The sequence below is a fragment of the Nitrosopumilus sp. S6 genome, from assembly GCF_054515815.1.
The window spans coordinates 1-19,305 of the sequence record NZ_JBTNRI010000007.1; the positions used below are offsets into that span (position 1 = coordinate 1).

Annotated in this window: 24 protein-coding genes and 1 pseudogene; 12 read left to right on the forward strand and 13 right to left on the reverse strand. The window is 33.1% G+C overall.

Going from position 1 to position 19,305, the window contains the following annotated elements; all coding sequences use genetic code 11:
- Positions 1 to 500: 500 nt before the first annotated feature.
- Positions 501 to 647: a DUF5679 domain-containing protein gene (locus ACX12B_RS06040; RefSeq protein ID WP_459353213.1), complete on the forward strand. Its 147-nt coding sequence runs from the start codon at positions 501 to 503 to the stop codon at positions 645 to 647.
- Between the two features lie 13 nt (positions 648 to 660).
- Here the strand turns inward: ACX12B_RS06040 and ACX12B_RS06045 are convergent, their stop codons facing one another.
- Entirely contained in the window at positions 661 to 1,164 is a 504-nt protein-coding gene (locus ACX12B_RS06045; protein WP_459353145.1) for a hypothetical protein, read from the reverse strand.
- A 64-nt stretch (positions 1,165 to 1,228) separates the two neighbouring features.
- Entirely contained in the window at positions 1,229 to 1,387 is a 159-nt protein-coding gene (locus ACX12B_RS06050; RefSeq protein WP_459353146.1) for a hypothetical protein, read from the reverse strand.
- Positions 1,388 to 1,478: 91 nt separating this feature from the next.
- Between ACX12B_RS06050 and ACX12B_RS06055 the strand changes: the two genes are divergently transcribed.
- Positions 1,479 to 1,688 (forward strand): hypothetical protein, encoded by a 210-nt coding sequence (locus ACX12B_RS06055; RefSeq protein WP_459353147.1) that lies wholly within the window; start codon positions 1,479 to 1,481, stop codon positions 1,686 to 1,688.
- Here ACX12B_RS06055 and cyoE read toward each other — a convergent pair.
- The 4 genes and pseudogenes from cyoE to asd all read right to left on the reverse strand — a co-directional run bounded on the left by cyoE (position 1,683) and on the right by asd (position 4,229).
- Positions 1,683 to 2,612, reverse strand: a complete 930-nt coding sequence (cyoE, locus tag ACX12B_RS06060; protein WP_459353148.1) for a heme o synthase — start codon at positions 2,610 to 2,612, stop codon at positions 1,683 to 1,685. The genes ACX12B_RS06055 and cyoE overlap by 6 nt on opposite strands.
- A gap of 2 nt (positions 2,613 to 2,614) precedes the next feature.
- On the reverse strand, positions 2,615 to 2,863 hold the full coding sequence (locus tag ACX12B_RS06065; protein ID WP_459353149.1) for an Lrp/AsnC ligand binding domain-containing protein: 249 nt from the start codon (positions 2,861 to 2,863) through the stop codon (positions 2,615 to 2,617).
- 126 nt (positions 2,864 to 2,989) lie between these two features.
- Positions 2,990 to 3,052: pseudogene (locus tag ACX12B_RS06070) on the reverse strand (Lrp/AsnC family transcriptional regulator); the annotation flags it as partial.
- A gap of 100 nt (positions 3,053 to 3,152) precedes the next feature.
- Positions 3,153 to 4,229, reverse strand: coding sequence for an aspartate-semialdehyde dehydrogenase (asd, locus tag ACX12B_RS06075; protein WP_459353150.1), 1,077 nt, complete (start codon positions 4,227 to 4,229; stop codon positions 3,153 to 3,155).
- An 83-nt stretch (positions 4,230 to 4,312) separates the two neighbouring features.
- On the opposite strand from asd, the gene cobD reads away from it, so the two are divergent.
- Genes cobD through ACX12B_RS06100 form a run of 5 tightly spaced genes read left to right on the forward strand, consistent with a single transcriptional unit; the run spans position 4,313 to position 8,495 of the window.
- Positions 4,313 to 5,392 carry a threonine-phosphate decarboxylase CobD gene (gene cobD, locus ACX12B_RS06080; protein ID WP_459353151.1) on the forward strand — a complete coding sequence of 360 codons (1,080 nt, stop codon included), beginning with the start codon at positions 4,313 to 4,315 and terminating at the stop codon, positions 5,390 to 5,392.
- Complete coding sequence (locus tag ACX12B_RS06085; protein WP_459353152.1) at positions 5,389 to 6,228, forward strand: cobyric acid synthase; 840 nt, start codon at positions 5,389 to 5,391, stop codon at positions 6,226 to 6,228. Before cobD ends, ACX12B_RS06085 begins: the two co-directional genes overlap by 4 nt.
- Entirely contained in the window at positions 6,225 to 7,196 is a 972-nt protein-coding gene (locus tag ACX12B_RS06090) for a cobalamin biosynthesis protein (RefSeq protein WP_459353153.1), read from the forward strand. The genes ACX12B_RS06085 and ACX12B_RS06090 overlap by 4 nt, the downstream gene beginning before the upstream one ends.
- Complete coding sequence (gene cobS, locus ACX12B_RS06095) at positions 7,189 to 7,914, forward strand: adenosylcobinamide-GDP ribazoletransferase (RefSeq protein WP_459353154.1); 726 nt, start codon at positions 7,189 to 7,191, stop codon at positions 7,912 to 7,914. Before ACX12B_RS06090 ends, cobS begins: the two co-directional genes overlap by 8 nt.
- The gene (locus tag ACX12B_RS06100; protein WP_459353155.1) at positions 7,911 to 8,495 is read left to right on the forward strand and encodes an NTP transferase domain-containing protein; all 585 of its coding nucleotides are present in this window, start codon (positions 7,911 to 7,913) and stop codon (positions 8,493 to 8,495) included. Before cobS ends, ACX12B_RS06100 begins: the two co-directional genes overlap by 4 nt.
- Here ACX12B_RS06100 and ACX12B_RS06105 read toward each other — a convergent pair.
- Both ACX12B_RS06105 and ACX12B_RS06110 read right to left on the reverse strand, forming a co-directional pair.
- Entirely contained in the window at positions 8,478 to 8,675 is a 198-nt protein-coding gene (locus ACX12B_RS06105) for a 30S ribosomal protein S27e (protein WP_012215963.1), read from the reverse strand. The two genes, ACX12B_RS06100 and ACX12B_RS06105, sit on opposite strands and share 18 nt — an antisense overlap.
- On the reverse strand, positions 8,672 to 8,953 hold the full coding sequence (locus ACX12B_RS06110) for a 50S ribosomal protein L44e (protein WP_012215962.1): 282 nt from the start codon (positions 8,951 to 8,953) through the stop codon (positions 8,672 to 8,674). Before ACX12B_RS06110 ends, ACX12B_RS06105 begins: the two co-directional genes overlap by 4 nt.
- Positions 8,954 to 9,071: 118 nt before the next feature.
- Here ACX12B_RS06110 and ACX12B_RS06115 point away from each other — a divergent pair, with 118 nt between their 5' ends.
- From ACX12B_RS06115 to ACX12B_RS06125, 3 genes are read left to right on the forward strand one after another with little or no spacing between them, the layout of a single operon-like run.
- Positions 9,072 to 10,787 (forward strand): adenine deaminase, encoded by a 1,716-nt coding sequence (locus ACX12B_RS06115; RefSeq protein WP_459353214.1) that lies wholly within the window; start codon positions 9,072 to 9,074, stop codon positions 10,785 to 10,787.
- Positions 10,788 to 10,831: 44 nt separating this feature from the next.
- On the forward strand, positions 10,832 to 12,454 hold the full coding sequence (thsB, locus tag ACX12B_RS06120) for a thermosome subunit beta (RefSeq protein WP_459353156.1): 1,623 nt from the start codon (positions 10,832 to 10,834) through the stop codon (positions 12,452 to 12,454).
- Positions 12,455 to 12,491: 37 nt separating this feature from the next.
- A complete protein-coding gene (locus tag ACX12B_RS06125) occupies positions 12,492 to 13,361 on the forward strand; it encodes an ROK family protein (protein WP_459353157.1) in 870 nt (289 codons plus the stop codon).
- Here the strand turns inward: ACX12B_RS06125 and ACX12B_RS06130 are convergent, their stop codons facing one another.
- From ACX12B_RS06130 to ACX12B_RS06150, 5 genes are read right to left on the reverse strand one after another with little or no spacing between them, the layout of a single operon-like run.
- On the reverse strand, positions 13,362 to 13,622 hold the full coding sequence (locus tag ACX12B_RS06130) for a DUF2024 family protein (protein ID WP_048071400.1): 261 nt from the start codon (positions 13,620 to 13,622) through the stop codon (positions 13,362 to 13,364).
- A gap of 15 nt (positions 13,623 to 13,637) precedes the next feature.
- Positions 13,638 to 13,991, reverse strand: coding sequence for a hypothetical protein (locus ACX12B_RS06135; RefSeq protein ID WP_459353158.1), 354 nt, complete (start codon positions 13,989 to 13,991; stop codon positions 13,638 to 13,640).
- Between the two features lie 11 nt (positions 13,992 to 14,002).
- A complete protein-coding gene (gene guaA, locus ACX12B_RS06140) occupies positions 14,003 to 15,526 on the reverse strand; it encodes a glutamine-hydrolyzing GMP synthase (RefSeq protein ID WP_459353159.1) in 1,524 nt (507 codons plus the stop codon).
- A 4-nt stretch (positions 15,527 to 15,530) separates the two neighbouring features.
- Positions 15,531 to 16,103: a hypothetical protein gene (locus ACX12B_RS06145; RefSeq protein ID WP_459353160.1), complete on the reverse strand. Its 573-nt coding sequence runs from the start codon at positions 16,101 to 16,103 to the stop codon at positions 15,531 to 15,533.
- Positions 16,104 to 16,138: 35 nt separating this feature from the next.
- Complete coding sequence (locus ACX12B_RS06150) at positions 16,139 to 16,873, reverse strand: 6-hydroxymethylpterin diphosphokinase MptE-like protein (protein WP_459353161.1); 735 nt, start codon at positions 16,871 to 16,873, stop codon at positions 16,139 to 16,141.
- 34 nt (positions 16,874 to 16,907) lie between these two features.
- Between ACX12B_RS06150 and folP the strand changes: the two genes are divergently transcribed.
- Both folP and guaB read left to right on the forward strand, forming a co-directional pair.
- Complete coding sequence (gene folP / locus ACX12B_RS06155) at positions 16,908 to 17,756, forward strand: dihydropteroate synthase (protein ID WP_459353162.1); 849 nt, start codon at positions 16,908 to 16,910, stop codon at positions 17,754 to 17,756.
- Positions 17,757 to 17,801: 45 nt separating this feature from the next.
- Entirely contained in the window at positions 17,802 to 19,232 is a 1,431-nt protein-coding gene (gene guaB, locus ACX12B_RS06160) for an IMP dehydrogenase (RefSeq protein ID WP_459353163.1), read from the forward strand.
- The last annotated feature ends 73 nt before the right edge of the window (positions 19,233 to 19,305 follow it).

Below are 19,305 nucleotides of genomic sequence, written 5' to 3' on the forward strand. Positions count from 1 at the left end.
CTGAACCAGCTCTTCCAAGTCCTAGAGGTTCATTACCAAAAGAATCAACAGAAGATGTTTTTGAAGAAATAGAACATGCAACAGAATTGATTCCTGAACCTGAAGAGGAAGAAGCTACTCCTGAACAATTCGAACAATTAGATGAACTTCAAAAACAAATTGATGAATTAGAAACTAAATTATCCAACAGACCCATCCCTAAAATTCAAACTGAACCTGAAGAAGATGTCCTTCTCGAACAACATTCTGAATTTGATGATCTAAAAGACCAAATTGATGAATTAGAAGATGAATTAATTTCAAAATTACATCCTTCATCTGATGAACCTACTCAAGAACAGATTTCAAAAGTTAATGAATTAGAAAAAGAAATTGAAAAATTAGAAGCTGCAGATATTGAACACGAAATTATCCAAACATTACAAAAACAAAACAAAAAATTAGATGATATTGAGAAAAAACTAAAACCTCACACTAATGAAACTCCTGATTCTTTCTCTGTGGAGGCTTACTGTGTTAAATGTAAAACTAAAAGAAAAATCAAAAATCCTGAGGAAACAATAATGAAAAATGGACGACCTGCAATAAAAGGTACATGTTCAACTTGTAGCTGTAAAGTTTTTCGTATTGGAAAAATGAAAAAATAATTGTTTTAAAAAACTACATTTGTCCTGATTGCCAGGCTTGGTTGAATTTCTTTATTGCTTCTTGATATGCCATAATTGAATCATCTCCTGATGTCTTTAGGAATTTTTCCCATTGTTCATTGAATTTCTTAATTGATTCAATATTGGTTTCTTTGAAAATATTCTCAATCATCTTTGTTTGTTGTTTGATGTATTCCGGACCGATTTCTTCCCAAGTATTTTCCCAACTTGAACTAACTTTTTTCAATAATTCTGCATCTGATTCTACTGCTTTCTGACATGCATCATGATATGTCATCAAAGTTTCATTTGTGGCCTTTTGCCACTGTGCTAAGGACTCTTTCCATCCATTTAATGCAGAATTGTATTCTCTCCAAGCCTTTTCAAATTCTGGCTTTTTTGTGGAAGCTTTTGCTGTTGTTTTGGCCTTAGTTGTCTTAGATTTTGTAGTTTTTGATTTGGATGTTGTTTTTTTCACTGGTTTCTTTTTTGTTACAGTTTTTTTCTTAACAGCCATATGATAGTTTGAAAATAGTAGATGTTAAATCTTTCAATAATTTCAAAATCTGAAAGTACTTGATTCATTTGAATTTTGAGGCTTTGGTAAAATTTGGAACATGATCCTTATCCTTGTTTTTGAATAATTCCAAGTGCTCTTTACAGAGATTTCTTGTTTCTCTAAAACTGATTTTTACTGTTTGAATTGCTTTTGATCTACATTCAGAAATACTGCATTGCATATGATAAAATGTTAATGATTTCTTAATAAAACTTTGAAATTATACTATTACCTCCTACAGATTTTTATCACTGATTTCTCACACTAAAATTATGAATGATGATGAAAAAGGAAAACGATTCTTAGAATTAATTGATGAACAAAACAATGTTCAATGGAGTATTGTTGCAAAACTATCATCTTTGATTTCATCACAATGGGATTCATCTGATTTGAAAAAAGATCTTGAAGAATTAGTTGAAAAACATACTACAATTACAAAAGAACTAAACAGTTTAGATGAAAAAAGTAGTATGCTATAATGCAGAATCTACCATTAATGCAATAAACAATACTGCCAAATACGGACTGGAAAATTTAAACAAAGTCCATGATGCTTTTTCCATAGGCTTTGCTATTACCCATATTGATAATGCAACCATCAAAGCTCCTGATGCAATTGCAGTCCATAGATAAACTCCGCCCACCATTTCTTCTCCACTTTGAGTTGTTATGAAAAATGGTGCAATTGAAAATAATACCATAACTACTGTTGAACCTGCAATTGCTCTTGCAGATGTTTTCTCTGATTGAACTGCAGTTAACATTGGAACATTTACTTTATTGTAATCATCTTTGAAATGTAATGTTAGTGCCCAAATGTGCATTGGAATCCAGATAAACACTAATCCTGCCATTGCAAGTCCCATAGTCCATAAATCTGACATTGTAACTGCAACCCATCCAATCATTGGTGGGGAACCACCACATAACCCTCCTAAAATTATGTTAGTCCTTGAATTTCGTTTTAATGCATAAGAGTATACTAGAACATTGTTTAGTAATCCAAATGCTATGAATGCAGTTGCCCATGCTCCTTGTTCTAATGTAGTTGTAAATGAAATTCCAAATGCTAGAACTAATGAAATTCCAGCTAAAACCAATCCAAAATTACGTGCTTTAACTGCTGGATAGATTCTTTTTGATGGGAGTGGTCTTCCTTTTGTTCTCTCCATTATGGCATCGATATCTCTATCATGATAATTTGTCAAAGTATTGGCTGCAGCAGAACCTGCAGCTACTGAAAATAACATAAGTGCCCATGTAGATGGCGCAATTTCAATTCCATAGATATTAGATGCTGTTAATGCTGCCCCAAATGCAGTGAATACCAACAAATACCATATCTTTGGTTTTGTTAACTCGTAGTATACTGCAACTCTGGATTCTGTCTTTTGTTTTTGCAATACTAGTCACTATCCTTTGATGGCATATATGGCATTGCTTTGGCACGTGATTTCATCTCAATAAATGACTCTGAAGACTGTATACCTTCAATTCTTCCAATTTTCTCTGAGACCATTTTGTGCATCTGATCTAATGATTTTGAATACATTGTAACAAGAATATCAAATCTACCTGTAACTTCTGCTACATCTCTTACTCCATCAATTTTGAATAATTCTGAAATAATATGATCGCGCTTTTTTGTATCCATGTTGATTCCTGTTAAAGCCTTAACATTGTATCCTAACTCTGCATCATTTACAACAATCGTAAATCGTTCAATTAACTTTCTTTTTACTAATCTCTTAATTCTTGAATATACTACTGATGAATTTACATTGATTTTTTTTGATAAACGTGGAACTGAAATTGATGCATCATTTGATAATTCTGATAAAATCTGAAGATCTAGATCGTCTACTTTTGCCGTCTAAAACACCTGAGTCGTTCTAGATTTCTGGTTCTTATAAAGTTATTATTGAAAAAATTGCAAAAAAAATCTAGATCTTACCTTTTTTGTATAACATTTCAGCTAAGAGCACTGCACCTTTTGCTGAACCCATTTTCTTGTTATGTGAAAATAACATGTATTTGAGTCCCTTATCAAACAATTCTTCTTTTTCAACTCTGCCAATTGTTGTAGTCATTCCACCACCCACTTCTCTTTCCATTCTTGGTTGAGGTCTTGTTGGATCATCATGGAATGCATAGTAATCTTTTGGAGCTGAAGGTAATCCTTGAACTGAGATGTCTTTGTTGTAACCATTGTAGAGTTCTTTGGCTTTTACAGGATCAATATCTTCAGTAGTTTCTACAAAGACTGATTCTGTATGCCCATCAATTACTGGAACTCTAGTACATGTACAACTAACTTTAATGTCTGCATCTACAATTTTACCATCTACAAGTTTTCCAAGAATTTTTCTTGTTTCTAGCCTAACTTTGCCTTCTTCTTTTGGAATGTAAGGCAAGATATTATCTGTAATTCCCATTGCTGAAACACCCGACTTTCCGCCTCCTGAAATTGCTTGCATTGAAGTCATCATAACTTTTTTTGCACCATATTTTTCAAGTAATGGTTTTAGTGTAATTGCTAAACCTGTAGTTGTACAGTTTGGTAATGGTGCTACAAATCCCTTCCAGTTACGGTTCTTCTTTTGGATATCAAGTAATTCAGCTTGTTCATCATTTACTCCTGGAATAAGAATTGGAACATCTTCTTCGTATCTATATGCAGAACTAGTTGAAACAACTGGTAATTCAGCTGCCATCTTAGTTTCAATGTCTCTTGCAGCTTGGGATTCAACTGCTGAAAATACTAGATCTAATTGTGATGTGTCAAGCTCATCGATTCTTTTAACAGTCATTTCTTTGATATATTCTGGGATCTCCCCGCCTACATCCCACATGATAATTCCGCCTTCATTTCTAATGGCATCAAGATATTTTTTACCTGCAGAGCGTTCTGAAGCTGCAATCTGAGTTACCTCAAACCATGGGTGATTGTTTAAAGACTGTACGAATTCTTGTCCTACAGAACCTGTTACACCTATAATTGCAACTCTTTTCTTCTCCATGAATTATCTTTTGATCGGTTTCAATTAATAATCGTTGTTCAAATTACCAAAAGATACTATATCGCCCATTCCTACTTTGTAATGTGAAAATAAGGACAAAAACAAGCATTGCAAACCACAACCCCGTATCTCATGGAGGTAAATTTTCTGGGGGAAATAGACAGGTAGATGTCTTAGATTTTAGCTCCAACACTAGTCCTGCAGGAATGCCCTCCTCAGTAAAATCTGCTATGAAGAAAAGACTAGATGAAATGGAGCATTATCCTGATACTGATTCACTCAATTTAGTCTCTAGCCTCAAAAAGTATACTGGCTTATCTGATTCTCACATTGTCGTTGGAAATGGCGCAATTGAAATTCTATATAATTTCTGTACTGCCTTTTTGTCACAAAAACGTGTTTTAATCCCAACTCCAACTTTTAGTGAATATGAATCTGCATCAAAATTAGCTAATTGTAAATTTACTTTTTTCAAAACAATGAATCTTTCTGAAAATATTGATTCATTCATCTCCAAAATTCCAACTAATGGATGTGTTTTTGTATGTAATCCTAATAATCCCACTGGAACGATTTTGTCCAAAAAACAAATAATGAAAATAATTTCTGCAGCAAAAAATAAATCTAGTTTTATTTTTGTTGATGAGTGCTTTATTGAATTAGTACCAGAATCAAACCAGTCTGTAATAAATTTAGTAAAAAAATATGACAATCTATTTGTTTTAAGATCTCTAACAAAATCATATGGGTTGGCAGGAATTAGAATCGGATATGGTGTAGGCTCAAAAAAGATTATTGAGATTTTGAAAAATATAAAAATTCCTTGGAGTGTTAATGCACTAGCTCAACAAGCAGGAATTATAGCAATTAAAAATAAATCCCATCTTACAAAATCAAAATCAATTATCAAAAAAGAATCAAATTTCCTAAAAAAGAAAATTGGGCAAATTCCTGGTTTTGAATGTCATGACTCTTCAACAAATTTTATTTTGATTAAAACAAAACACGATTCAACAATAATACAAAAAAAATTATTAAAACATAAAATTTTGATTCGTGATTGTAAAAATTTCCGTGGATTAAACAATCATTATATTCGAATTGCAGTAAAGTCTCATAGAGATAATCTAAAACTTGTAAATGCAATGGAGGCTATAGCATGAAATCTTTGATGATTCAAGGTACTTCTTCTGGTGCCGGAAAATCAACGTTGGTTGCAGCATTGTGTAGAATTTTTGAGAAAAAAGGATACCTTGTGGCTCCATTCAAATCACAAAACATGTCTAATTTTGGTTATTCCACGCCTGATTTTGAGATTTCTCGTGCTCAAGCAATACAAGCTATTGCTGCTAAATGTCCAATTGAGCCGGCTTTGAATCCAATCATGCTCAAACCTCTGGGAAATTACTATAGTGCAGTTTACCTTAATGGGAAATATTACAAGAAAATGCATGCAAAAGATTACTATACAAAATTTGTAAAATCCATGGGACTCAAAGCAGCTACTACTTCATTGTTAAAACTCAAAAAAAATTATGATCTAGTAATTTTAGAAGGTGCAGGTTCCCCAGCTGAAATTAATTTACAAAAATATGATATTGCAAATATGCAAATTGCTCAAAAAGCAAATGCATCTGTACTCTTGGTTTCAGATATTGACAAAGGTGGATCCTTTGCAAGTTTGATAGGAACTATGGCTTTAATTGAAAATAAATATAAAAAATTAGTAAAGGGATTCGTATTAAATAAATTCCGAGGGGATATTGATGTGCTAAAACCTGGCTTTAGAAAGATGAAACAACTTACCAAAATTCCTGTTCTTGGAACTATCCCCATGACAAAAATCAATCTTCCTGAAGAAGATTCACTTAATGTTAAAGCAAAACAAATAGCATGGACAAAAAATAATATTTCAAAAATTGATAAAGAATTGGATAAACTGGCAAAAATTGTAAAAAATAACTTAGACATAAAGACAATTGAGAGGATGATAAAATGATCTTTGAATCTTTGATAATTGTGGGATTTGCTTTGATTCTTGATCTTGTATTTGGGGATCCAAAAAATCGATACCATCCAACAGCTTGGATTGGAGGCTTGATTGCAAAATTAACTCCACTTGGACAAAACCAAAATCAAAAACTTGAAAGAGTTGGTGGAATATTTGTAGTTACAATCCCCGTTGGAATTATTGTTACATTGCTATTGATCTTGGACTTTGGAATTTCATTACTTTCAACTGATTTGATTACATTGGTAGTTTCAGTTGTGATTGGCGCTTTACTACTAAAAACTACAATTGCAATAAAGGGCATGGAGCGTTATGCTATGGCCGTAGTAGAATCACTTGAGATGGATAATTTGGATTCTGCAAGAGCAAATCTCTCTATGATTGTTAAACGAAATACCTCTGATTTAGACAAAAATCATGTAATCTCAGGCGTGCTTGAAAGTGTGAGTGAAAATACTGTGGATGGAATAACGGGACCTTTGTTTTATTATGCAATTTTTGGATTGCCTGGAGCATTTGTGTATAGAATAATCAATACTGCTGATTCTATGATAGGATACAAAACTGATTTATTCAAAAATTTAGGATGGTTTGCTGCTAGTTGTGATACTGTATTAAATTACATTCCTTCAAGACTTACTGGATTGATAATGATCATTTCAGCTGCTATTTTACAAAATAATTGGAAAGAATCTTACAAGATTATGGTTCGTGATGGTAAAAAAACTGAAAGTCCCAATGCAGGATATCCTATGGCTGCATTAGCAGGAGCACTTGGTACAAAATTTGAAAAAGTAAATCACTACAAATTAGGAAATGGAGAAACGATTCTTACAAAAGAACATGTTCACTCTGCCTTATCTATTATGAAATTAACTTCAATTCTATTTTTTGGAATTGTAACTATTCCAATCATTACTGTTCTAACATTACTTGGATGGTGGATTCATGCTTAAAGAAATAGGTTCTGTCTTTTCTTTCTTGACAATATTCCCATCATCAAGTGCAACTTTGGAAAATATTGCAAAATACATGTATGTCTTTCCAATTGTTGGAATTGCAATTGGACTTTTGGTTGGTTCATTTGGATTTGGTTTATCTTTCTTTTTAGATCCGTTACTTGTTAGTCTGTTAGTTGTTGCATCAATTGCAATTGTTACTGGTATACATCATGCTGATGGATTGGCTGATTTTGCAGATGGACTTATGGTAAAGGGAACAAAAGAAAAAAAAATTAAAGCAATGAAAGATCTTTCCACTGGCTCAGCTGGAATTGTAGGGCTTGTTTTGTATCTTATTGGATTAATCATTACAATATCCCTTACTAGCGGCTTTGATTTGTTTAAGGCAATTTTAATTAGTGAAATTTTAGCCAAATTCTCGATGGTGCTTTTGGCAAGTTTAGGAAATTCGGCTGCATCAGGCTCAAATTCACCTTTTGTACATCTAATGAAGGACAAGAGAAAATTGGCAGCAGCTTTCATTATTATGCTAATTCCTGTAGCCATAATTGGTGAGACTACTGGATTGATAATGCTTGGTGTTACTGTTGCCTTGACTTTGTTTCTACTTGGTATGTCTACTCGTAGTTTTGGTGGAATTACTGGAGATGTAATTGGTGCTACAAATGAACTTACAAGATTAGCTTCTTTGATGGTGTTTGTATCTATATGATTGGCATTGTTATGGCCGGTGGTAAAGGCACTCGTATGAATTTAGATAATGAAAAATTACTCTTACAATACAAAAAACCAATTATTTTACATGTAATTGATTCATTAAAAAATTCAAATTGTTTTTCTAAAATTATTGCCATAACCAGTCCAAATTCCCCTAAAACAAAAAAATTGCTTGAAGAAAATAATGTTGAAACTTTTGATACTTCTGGATTAGGTTATGTTGAAGATCTAAATTCGGTGTTACAGAAATTTAATGATTTAGTTTTTGTTACCTCTGGTGATATTCCATTATTGGATGTAGAAATTATTAAAACAATTGTTAATCAACATGACTCTGAAAAAACTTGGACAAGTATACTTGTTACTGACACGTTATTGAATTCTATTGGAACTCGTTCAGAATATTCTATAATACATAATAATCAAAAATGTCATTTTACAGGAATTTCATTAGTTGACTCTCAAAAAATCAATTCACTTGAAAATTTAGAAGAAAATTATGTAATACTTGATGATAAAAGAATTGCACTTAATCTAAATACTAAACAAGACTATGATTTACTCAGCACTGCCTGAGACTTTGCCATTAATTTTTGCTTTAGAACCTGTTGCTTCTGCTATTGCGTTTCCACATGAGTTACAAGCAACTTGTGTTGATGCATGTGAATAAACAATCTGTAGTTCTCCGCATTCATTACAGTTAACTTTTTGAAATTTACTTGATGGTTTTGGAATTTCAACGTGATCTTTCTTCATGCTGCCACCAACTCAAATTTCTTAATTCTAACACCTAGTTTGTTGTATTTCTTTTTACACACAGTACATGTCATAATTGGAGTAACTTTCTTTGTAACTTTGGCTGGTTTTGCTAATTTTGGGAACTTTTGTCCACCATACCCATGTTTACGTTCAGCGTGTCTACGTTCGCCTCTTGCAGAACCACGTCTCTTTCCAGCCTTGTAAATGGAGACCTTTTGTTCAGTATGTGTCTTACATTTTGCACAATACTTTCGGATCACCTTTGGTATGTTCATATCAACAAAACCTTCTCAACCGTAATTTAAGCATTGAATCTATAATAGGCGCAAAATCTAATCCAAAATTGTGACTTCGAGCCTAGCAAATTCGATCTCTGTACTAAATTCAGTGGCTATGGGTGATAAGAAAGCAGATCTGATTTTAAAAAATTGTAATTTACTATCTGTTTACACAAGAGAAATTATTCCAAAATCACAGATTGCAATAACTGGTGATAGAATTGCATATGTTGGTCCAGATGCTACATATGCAATAGGTTCTAAAACCAAAATCATTGATGTCAAAAACAAGTATGTCAGTCCCGGTTTTGCAGATCCACATCTTCATATTGATCAATTTGTTCTTCCTTCAGAATTTGCAAAACAAGCACTACTTTGTGGCGTAACTTCTCTTTTCTCTGATCCTATTGATGTTGTTAGTGTAGGGGGATACAAAGGATTTCAGGAATTTCTAAAATTAGGTGAAGATCTTCCTGTGAGAATCTTTCAAGTTGTACCTGGTGGATTACCTGTTGATGCAAAGTTTAGCAATAGTAATACTCTAACTCTGGCTCAAGAAAAATCAGCAGTAAAACATCCTCATGTTCTTGGATTAGGTGAAGTATTCTCTTGGACAAAAGTCACTCTTCGCGAACCAAAAACAATGAAATCTCTTTCAGCAATGTTAGAGTGCGATTGTATTATCAATGGCCATACTGCTGGTGCAAGTGACAAGAAACTCAATGCGTATGTTTCTTCTGGAGTTCTTTCATGTCATGAACCAATTAATTTTGATCAAGTATTGGAGAGATTACGTCTTGGCATGTGGATAATGATTAGAGAGGGTTCTATTAGACGTGACTTGAAAGAGATAATTCCCAGAGTTTTGTCACATGGAACCTATCTTGACCGATTGATGTTTTGCTCTGATGGCCTTGATCCACAAGATATTTCCAAATTTGGTCATATTGATCATTGTATTCGTGAATCAATCAAACTTGGTTTAGAACCAATTGATGCAGTGACTATGGCATCAAAAAATAATTTTGATTACTATAACATGGGAAAAGATCTTGGTGGAATTGCTCCTGGTAAATTAGCTGATATCTTGATTTTTGATGATTTGAAATTCTTCAAACCAAAAACTGTCTTTGTTGGAGGAAAACTTGCAGTATCTGATGGAAAAATTGTCTTTCCCATCAAGAAAAAATCAATTTCTCCTTGGGCAAAAAATACTGTAAAATTAAAAAAATTCTCAAAAAATGACTTTGAAATAAAATCCAAAAAGAAAGATGTTACAGCAAACACTATTTTTATGCAAACTGAAATTATCACAAAGATAGGTTCAGCTCAACTTCAATCAAAAAATAATCTTGTTTCTGCATCTATAGATTCTGATATTTGGAAAGTTGCAGCTTTTGATAGAACTCATGGAACGAAAAAACACTCTATAGGTTTTCTTGAAAATTTTGGTGCTGATATTGGTGCGTTTGCATCAACTTGGAGTTTTCATGAAAATGACATGATCGTTATTGGATCTGATGATTCTGATATGGCTATAGCTTCTAACCATCTAATCAAAAATCAAGGCGGTTTGGTTGTAGTGAAATCTGGTAAGATTCTTGCTTCATTACCATTGCAATTTGCAGGAATTGTTTCAACAGATTCCTTTGAAAAAGTTTCATCTAATTTTGAAAAAATCAATAACTCTATTGTTGATTCTGGTTGTAAATTTTCTCGACCTCATCTGATTCCTTTATTCTTACCATTCTTGGCCTTGCCATCTGTTAGAATTCTTTCAGGTGGTATAGTTGATGTGAAAAAACGAAGTTACATCCCACCGATCAACTAAGTAATGTTAAAAAGGGGGATTCAGGGGATTGAAGCTGAATCTAAATGGCATCAATTCAACAAGGACCAAATGGACCTGTTTTAGTACTCAAAGAGAGTGCATTACAACAAAAAGGTAGAGACGCTCAACAAAACAATATTGCAGCAGCAAAATTAGTTGCAGAATTAGTAAAAAGTAGCCTTGGACCTCGTGGTCTAGATAAAATGTTAGTTGATTCCTTAGGTGATGTTACTATTACAAATGATGGTGCAACAATTCTCAAAGAGATTGATGTACAACATCCAGCAGCAAAAATGATGGTTGAAATTTCCAAAACAGTTGATAATGAAGTTGGAGATGGTACAACTTCTTCTGTAGTTTTTGGAGGTACACTTTTAGCTAAAGCAGAAGAACTTCTCAAAAAAGACGTTCACTCTTCTGTAATTATTGATGGTTATCAGGCTGCTGCAGAAAAAACCCTTGAAATCTATTCTGAATTATCAAAGAAAATTAAACCTGATGATAGAGAATCACTCATTAAAATTGCTACAACAAGTATGCAATCAAAATTAATTTCAGAAGACAGTGACACATTATCAAAAATTGTTGTTGATGCAATTCTTAGCATAGTTACAAAGAAAGGTGAGGAATATTCTGTAGACCTTGAAAACATCAAAGTCGAAAAGAAATCAGGTGGTTCCATTCAAGATACTCAAATTGTTAAAGGAATTGTTTTAGATAAAGAAATTGTTCACAGTGGAATGCCTACAAAAATAGATGATGCTCATATCGCTTTACTTAATTCAGCACTTGAAATTGAAAAAACTGAAATGAGTTCAGAGATTAGAATTTCAGATCCAACTCAAATGCAGATGTTCTTAGAAGAAGAGAACAGAATGCTCAAAACAATGGTTGACAAATTACATGATGTTGGAGCAAATGTGCTAATTTGTCAAAAAGGAATTGATGACATTGCACAACACTATCTTGCTAAAAATGGAATCATGGCAGTACGCCGTGTAAAAGAAAGTGATATGATTAAACTAGCAAAAGCAACTGGTGGTCGTGTAATTAGTAATATTGATGATCTTTCTGAAAAAGATCTAGGTTCTGCTAGTTTGGTTCACCAAAAGAAAGTTGAATCTGATAAATGGGTATTTGTTGAAGGATGTAAACATCCACAATCAGTTACCATGTTGATTCGTGGTGGCTCTCAAAGAGTAATCGATGAAGTTGACCGTTCTATTCATGATTCACTTATGGTAGTAAAAGATGTGATTGAAAAGCCTGAAATTGTTGCAGGCGGAGGTGCTCCTGAATCATATGCTGCATCACTGCTCAAAGATTGGGCTGATAATTTCGATGGACGAGAACAACTTGCAATTAAAAAATATGCTGAAGCATTAGAGGTAATTCCATTAACAATTGCTGAAAATGCAGGAATGGATCCAATTGACACAATGGCAAACTTGAGAGCAAAACAAAACCAAGGTCGAAAGTGGACTGGTATTGATGCTAAAAACACAAAGATTGCAGATATGCTTGCTATTGATGTTGTAGAACCAGTTGCTGTTAAAGAACAGATTATCAAATCTGCAACAGAAGCTGCATGTATGATTCTTAGAATCGATGATGTAATTGCAGTATCTGGTGGTCCAGGTGGCGGCGGTATGCCTCCTATGGGATAATTGATTAAAACTTAAGCATTCTAATTTTCATACGTTATTGTTGTACAAATTAGGTATTGATTTAGGTGGAACAAAAATTGAAGCAATTCTGTTAGATGATTCATTAAATGTCTTAGAGCGAAAAAGAATTTCTACCCCAAAAGAAAATTATTCTAAAATAGTTGATGCCATTTCAAATTTAGTTTCAGAAATTTCAAGTAATGTTTCAGATTTTTCTTTGGGAGTATGTACTCCTGGTGCAATTTCTAAAAAAACCGGATTGATAAAAAACAGTAACACTCAATGTCTAATTGGAAAACCACTAAAAGAAGATCTTGAAGAAAGACTACACAAAGAAATCTCTATGGAAAATGATGCAAATTGTTTTGCTATGGCAGAATCTAAAATGGGTGCTGCAAAAAATTTTGACTTTGTTTTTGGTGTAATAATGGGAACTGGTGTTGGTGGAGGAATTATTGTTGATGGAAAGCTGCATTCAGGACGAACCAATATTGCTGGAGAGTGGGGACACCATACATTACATCAAAATGGGAATTCTTGTTATTGTGGCAAAACTGGATGCGTAGAGACATACATCAGTGGTCCTGCATTAGAGCAAAAATGGAAATTACTCTCAGGAGAGTCAAAATCTATGCCTGAAATTCTTTCAAATCTTGATAGTGATATTGGAAAAACATGGAAAGATGAATTCTTAGAAAATTTTGGATTTGGTCTTGCAAATGTGATTGATATCTTGGATCCTGATGTAATTGTTCTTGGAGGTGGATTGTCAAATATTGATTTCTTGTACACTGAAGGAAAAAAATCAGTTTACGAAAAAGTTTTTTCAGATTTGGTTGATACTCCTATTTTGAAAAATGAGTTAGGAGATTCTGCAGGTGTTTATGGTGCCGCTTTGTTAAATTAATTATTCAGGACATCCTTCCATCTTTGAAATAAAATAACCATTAGTCATTATTTCAATTTCAATGTCTTCTGGAACAGATTGTGTGTGACAAAATTTACATTCTTCAGTTGTTACTTTGGAATTTTCTTCTCCAATTGTAGATAACCATTCTTTAGCATAAGAAATTGCCTTTTCTACATTATTGTTATCTGTCACCACATCAAAATGCATTGTGTGACCATCTTTTGCTTTGACATATGTGTCAAAAACGTGAAAATCCATATTCATCACAAATTGTTACGAGTATTTATTTTTGATTTCTAAAATCTTGTCTACTATATTATTTACATTTGCATCTAATTCAGTGCTAATCAAAATTAATCCTGCACCGCCTATTGGAATTGTTACCCTGTAAATTTTTTCATATTTTGCAAGTGCAAATATTGGTTTTCCAATCTTATCTGATGTTTTTTTACGTGTAGACCAACGATAAACTGCTTGAGATAAAGATAATTCCGTTTCTTCTCTTGACAAAAAACTTTCTGTACCTGAACGCATTTTATCGTGCAGTTCTCCATAGTCGTACACTCCTACATATCTGATTTTTTTATCACATTCTAAAATTTCATCACAAATTTTGTCGTATTCCAAATTTTTTTCACCTATTGAGGCTCAATTGTTGCAGGCGGTTTGCTTGAAATAGTATATGTCACCCAAGTAACATCTTCAATTTCATTTGTTATTCTATTACTCATCTTTTCTAATAATCCATGTGGTAATCTTGTCCAGTCTGCAGTCATTGCGTCAATTGAATCAACAACTCTGATCATTACAATGTTTCCATATTTTCTTTCATCTCCCACAACACCTACTGCTCTATCGTCTCCTACTGCAGCATAAGCTTGCCAAACTTTGCTATACATACCAGCTTCTATTAACTCATCTTCTACAATTTTACTTGCAACTTTAGCAATTTGGAGTTTTGTTGGTGTAACTTCTCCTATGATTCTTACAGCTAATCCTGGCCCTGGGAATGGATGTCTCATGAAAAGTTTTTCTGGAACTTTGAGAATTTTTGCAATCATTCTTACTTCGTCTTTGTATAATTCTCTTAGTGGTTCTAAAATTTCTAAATTAAGCCAATCAGGTAATCCCCCTACATTATGATGTGATTTTATTACATCAGCTGGTCCTTTTGAAATCCCACTTTCAATTACATCTGGATAAAGAGTTCCTTGTGCCAACCATTTGAATGGACCATTTTTTTCAGCGAACTGTGTAAACACAGTAACAAACTCTTCACCAACAATCATTCTCTTCTTCTCAGGATCCTCCACTCCTTTGAGCTTGTCAAGAAAACTATTTACTGCATTTATTGATGTAAAATTCATATTGAAATTATCTTTGAACATCGCCTCAATCTCTTTTTCTTCATTTAGTCTTAGTAATCCGTTATTGACAAAGACACATTTGAGCCTGTCTCCTATGGCTTTGTGAATTAATAGTGCTGCAACAGTAGAATCTATTCCTCCACTGACTCCGCAAAGTACGTTTCCTTCAATCTTTGAGATTTTTTCAACTGCAGAATCAATAAAACCCTCCATAGTCCAGTCTTGTTTTGCCCCACACACTTTCAAAACAAAATTTTTGAGAATTTCTGTTCCTTGTTCTGTGTGAACAACTTCTGGATGAAATTGAATTCCATAAACTGATTTTTCATCAGATGCAATTGCTGCTGCTTTTGCACTTTCTGTATGACCTATAACTTGAAAACCAGGAGGAATCTCTTCTGCCTCATCACCATGACTCATCCATGCTCTTACTGATTCACCAACCCCATTTAGTAAATCTTTATCATTGTCAATTGTAAGTAGTGATGAACCATATTCTTTGTTTGCTCTTTTTACTTTACCTCCATACTTGTTTACAATTAATTGATGACCATAACAGATTCCAAGTAATGGTAGATTCATATCAAAAATTTTACTTTCTGGAACTGGTGCATCTGAACTATAAACACTAGATGGTCCTCCAGAAAAAATTATTCCTTTTGGATTATGTTTTTGTAATTCCTCATAACTAATATCAAAAGGAACTAGTTCTGCATATACTGAAAATTCTCTGATTCTTCTACAAATCAAATGACTATACTGCGAACCAAAATCTAAAACTACAATCTTATCCATGTGATCACTTGTTGATATTCTCTAGCATTCTTGATAATGACCATCCTGCTGTATTGATTAGTTCGTTTACTCTTTCTTTTTGCCTGTAATTTTTAATAATAATCTCCCTAATGTCTGAACCATTTTTGTTAATTATATAATCAATTATTGATTCTCTTTGGATTTTTCCATTCTCTACATCTGCTGAATCTTTTTTCTTCATCTCTCCAATTATTCTATCTAGGAAAAATGATTTGAATGGAGGAGTGTCAGCATTAATCTCTACATTGTCATGTAATACAATTGAGACTTGTTCAGGCGTAACAAACGCATTAGCAATTACTTTGCCATCTTTTCCCTGTGTAATTGGAATTGAGTTTTGTATCTCTTTGACTGATTCTTTGATTTTTTGTGGCTCTACTTTTTCTGTGGATGTTAATTGTGATGCTTTGGTAAAACTTGATTCTTTTAAGAACAGATCTAAAATTGTAATATTTTTTTCTAGAGTCTCTATGGCTTCATGATGTTTGTCAACTTGTTCTATCAAACTTTCCTTCAAAGTAACAATTCCCTTCATTTGTTCCTCTGAGAATTTCATAATTTGATAAATGAGGAATGGGTATTAAATGCATTCTAGATAATTATAATATCCAGGCTTTTGTATGGTATCTTTTCAAATCCCTTGATCTTCATTGAAGTAGTAAATAATTCTGATTTTGTATTGCAAGCTAGCCATTCTAATAATGATTTTCCTTTTTTTAATTTCATCAATTTTGTTTTTCTTTCAGATTTTTTTGTGTTTGAAAATCTTCCTATTCTGTTTCCAAAGTCCATTCCAAATAGAATAATCTTTTTTGCTTCAAAATAATTTGCTAGAAAAACACATCTATCTCCATCTGTAAATCCTCCAAAATTCTGTATTTTTTTAAATGGTTTTGTTTGTGTAGTTCCAATACAGTTTTTGAATTTTTTTACCAAATCTAATTTCTCAACATTGTCTCCATGTGCATGAACTACAAAGATTGATTTTTTTGCAATTTTTTTTAATGAATTTTCATCCCCATCTAAATCTGTTACAACGATATCTGGAATAATTCCATTTTCTAATAACGGCTTTAGTGAACTGTCTGCAGCAATTTTGATTTCTTTTTTTAATTTTTTTAATTTTGGAATTGCACCTGATAATGATGGGCCAGAACCAATGACAAATACTGTTTTTCCTTTAATTAGATTACGAATTTTTCCATCCGTTTTTGATTTTTTTAAAATTCTATCTAATATTATGGCTGATTCCTTGTCTTTTTTTTCATCATAATTGAATTCCTTTAAAATCTCTGAATACTTTGTTTTCCAACCTGAAATCATCATATGACTCAAATTGCATTAGTTTTTGATAAACCATGTGACTAGAATTGCAAATGTAGGTGTTGGAGGCAAAAATCCAGTTCGAATAATGGGTATTTTGAATACTAGTCCTGAATCATTTTACAAAAAATCTATCCACATTACTAAAACTCAGATAAAAAACTCTGTCAAAGAGATGGAAAATGATGGTGCTGATTTTATTGATGTGGGTGGAATGTCTACTGCACCATATCTATCTACCATGATATCTGAAGAAACTGAATCAAAAAGAATTCTAGAGGCAGTAAAAATTATCCAAAATGTATCAAATATTCCGATATCTGTTGATACATGTAGGGCAAAACCTGCTAGAGATGCTTTAGAGAGTGGTGTTGAAATTATTAATGATATTTCTGGTTTAAAATATGATGAAAAAATGAAAGATGTGATTTCAGATTTTTCCCCATCAGTAATTTTATGTGCTTTTGACTCAAAAACTGTAACTGGCAATACTGTGTCGATAACAAAAAAATTACTCAAAGAAAGTTTGAAAATTGCAAAAAAGTCTCATATATCTTCAGAAAAAATTGTCTTAGATCCTTCTATTGGATTTTTTAGAAAAACAGGCAAAGGTCCATTTTTTACGAAAATTAAATCTGATTGGGTAAAAAGAGATCTAACTATAATTCAAAACTTGAATTCTATAAAGGGAAAATATCCAATTTTGATCTCAGCTTCAAACAAATCTTTTCTTGGAGAAGTTTTGAATAAAGATTCATCTGATCGCTTGTTTGGCTCTATTGCTGCTGAAGCAATATCCGTCATTAATGGTGCAGACATTATACGTACTCATAACGTAAAGGCTACAAAAGATGTAGTAACAATTGCATCAAATCTGAAAAAATAACACAAAGGCTTATAATCAATATTCAACTTTCTTAACAAGGTTTCATTGGAATTCAAAGAAGGATTAACTTTTGATGACGTTCTTCTTGTACCCAAATATTCAGATATTACAAGTAGAAGTCAGACCGATCTGAGCACAAAACTATCTCGAAATATTACAATTAACATTCCTTTTGTGAGTGCAAATATGGATACTGTAACAGAATCCTCCATGGCTGTAGCCATGGCTCGTGTAGGTGGAATAGGAATTATTCATAGATTTTTGACTATTCAAGAGCAGGCAAATGAAGTGCTTAAGGTAAAGCGTTCAGGCAGCGTCATGATAGAAAATCCATATTCTATTTCCTCAGAAAAATCTATCCAAGATGCATTAGATTATGCTGATGACAAAGAAATTTCTGGCTTGTTAGTTGTTGATTCAAATTCAAAATTAGTTGGAATTGTTACTGAAAGAGATTTACTTTTTGCTGGTTCAAATGGAACAGTTTCTGATGTAATGACAAAAGATGTTGTTACTGCAAAACCTGGTGTTTCTTTGGATGAAGCAAAAGACATTTTGCATAAACATAGAATTGAAAAACTCCCCATAGTTGATGATTCTGGTATTATCAAAGGACTGATTACAAGTAAAGACATTACAAATAATACTGATTTCCCAAATGCATCAAAAGATAAGAAAGGAAGACCTTTGGTTGGAGCAGCAGTTGGTGTTAAAGGTGATTTCTTAGAGAGAAGTGAATCTCTGTTAGATGCAGGTGCAGATGTCCTAGTTGTTGATATTGCACATGGTCATAGTGAAAATGCAATTAGTACTGTTAAAAATATCAAAAAAGCATTTCCTGATTGTGAATTAATTGCAGGAAACATTGCAACTGCTCAAGGTGCTGACGATTTGATTAAAGCTGGTGTTGATGCAGTAAAAGTTGGCGTAGGTTCTGGCTCAATTTGTATTACTAGAGTGATTACTGGTTCAGGCGTTCCACAATTAACTGCAGTAATGGACTGTGCAAAAATTGGAAATGATCATGGGATTCCAATAATCTCTGATGGTGGAACTAGAACATCTGGTGATGCAACAAAAGCATTAGCTGCTGGTGCTTCCTCTGTTATGGTTGGAAGTATGCTTGGTGGAACTGATGAATCTCCTGGTACAGTTTTAACTAAAAATGGAAAACGATTCAAAGTTTATCGTGGAATGGCTTCACTTGCAGCTTCTATTGGAAGAAAATCAAAAGAAACAGGCTCAATTTCCCTTGATGATGACCTGAATGACTATGTTGCAGAAGGAGTTGAGGCTATGGTTCCATACAAGGGAACAGTTACTGATATTCTAAAACAACTTGCAGGTGGTGTTCGTTCAGGCTTGAGTTATTGTGGAGCTCATACAATCCCGCAAATGCAAGAAAATGCAGAATTTATTAAAATGTCAAGAGCTGGATTTGCAGAAAGTCAGCCTCATGATGTTTCTTTAATGTAGATACTTAAACTTTAAAATTCAATTATTCAATTTTTTGTAAAATTTACCTATCTAATTTATGTAAATGTATATG

Coding starts and splice junctions, on each gene's coding strand:
- ACX12B_RS06045 (WP_459353145.1), bottom strand. CDS start 1,164: ATGGCTGTTAAGAAAAAAACTGTAACAAAAAAGAAACCAGTGAAAAAA.
- ACX12B_RS06050 (WP_459353146.1), bottom strand. CDS start 1,387: ATGCAATGCAGTATTTCTGAATGTAGATCAAAAGCAATTCAAACAGTA.
- ACX12B_RS06055 (WP_459353147.1), top strand. CDS start 1,479: ATGAATGATGATGAAAAAGGAAAACGATTCTTAGAATTAATTGATGAA.
- ACX12B_RS06065 (WP_459353149.1), bottom strand. CDS start 2,863: ATGGATACAAAAAAGCGCGATCATATTATTTCAGAATTATTCAAAATT.
- asd (WP_459353150.1), bottom strand. CDS start 4,229: ATGGAGAAGAAAAGAGTTGCAATTATAGGTGTAACAGGTTCTGTAGGA.
- ACX12B_RS06085 (WP_459353152.1), top strand. CDS start 5,389: ATGAAATCTTTGATGATTCAAGGTACTTCTTCTGGTGCCGGAAAATCA.
- ACX12B_RS06090 (WP_459353153.1), top strand. CDS start 6,225: ATGATCTTTGAATCTTTGATAATTGTGGGATTTGCTTTGATTCTTGAT.
- cobS (WP_459353154.1), top strand. CDS start 7,189: ATGCTTAAAGAAATAGGTTCTGTCTTTTCTTTCTTGACAATATTCCCA.
- ACX12B_RS06100 (WP_459353155.1), top strand. CDS start 7,911: ATGATTGGCATTGTTATGGCCGGTGGTAAAGGCACTCGTATGAATTTA.
- ACX12B_RS06105 (WP_012215963.1), bottom strand. CDS start 8,675: ATGAAGAAAGATCACGTTGAAATTCCAAAACCATCAAGTAAATTTCAA.
- ACX12B_RS06110 (WP_012215962.1), bottom strand. CDS start 8,953: ATGAACATACCAAAGGTGATCCGAAAGTATTGTGCAAAATGTAAGACA.
- ACX12B_RS06115 (WP_459353214.1), top strand. CDS start 9,072: ATGGGTGATAAGAAAGCAGATCTGATTTTAAAAAATTGTAATTTACTA.
- thsB (WP_459353156.1), top strand. CDS start 10,832: ATGGCATCAATTCAACAAGGACCAAATGGACCTGTTTTAGTACTCAAA.
- ACX12B_RS06130 (WP_048071400.1), bottom strand. CDS start 13,622: ATGGATTTTCACGTTTTTGACACATATGTCAAAGCAAAAGATGGTCAC.
- guaA (WP_459353159.1), bottom strand. CDS start 15,526: ATGGATAAGATTGTAGTTTTAGATTTTGGTTCGCAGTATAGTCATTTG.
- ACX12B_RS06145 (WP_459353160.1), bottom strand. CDS start 16,103: ATGAAATTCTCAGAGGAACAAATGAAGGGAATTGTTACTTTGAAGGAA.
- ACX12B_RS06150 (WP_459353161.1), bottom strand. CDS start 16,873: ATGATGATTTCAGGTTGGAAAACAAAGTATTCAGAGATTTTAAAGGAA.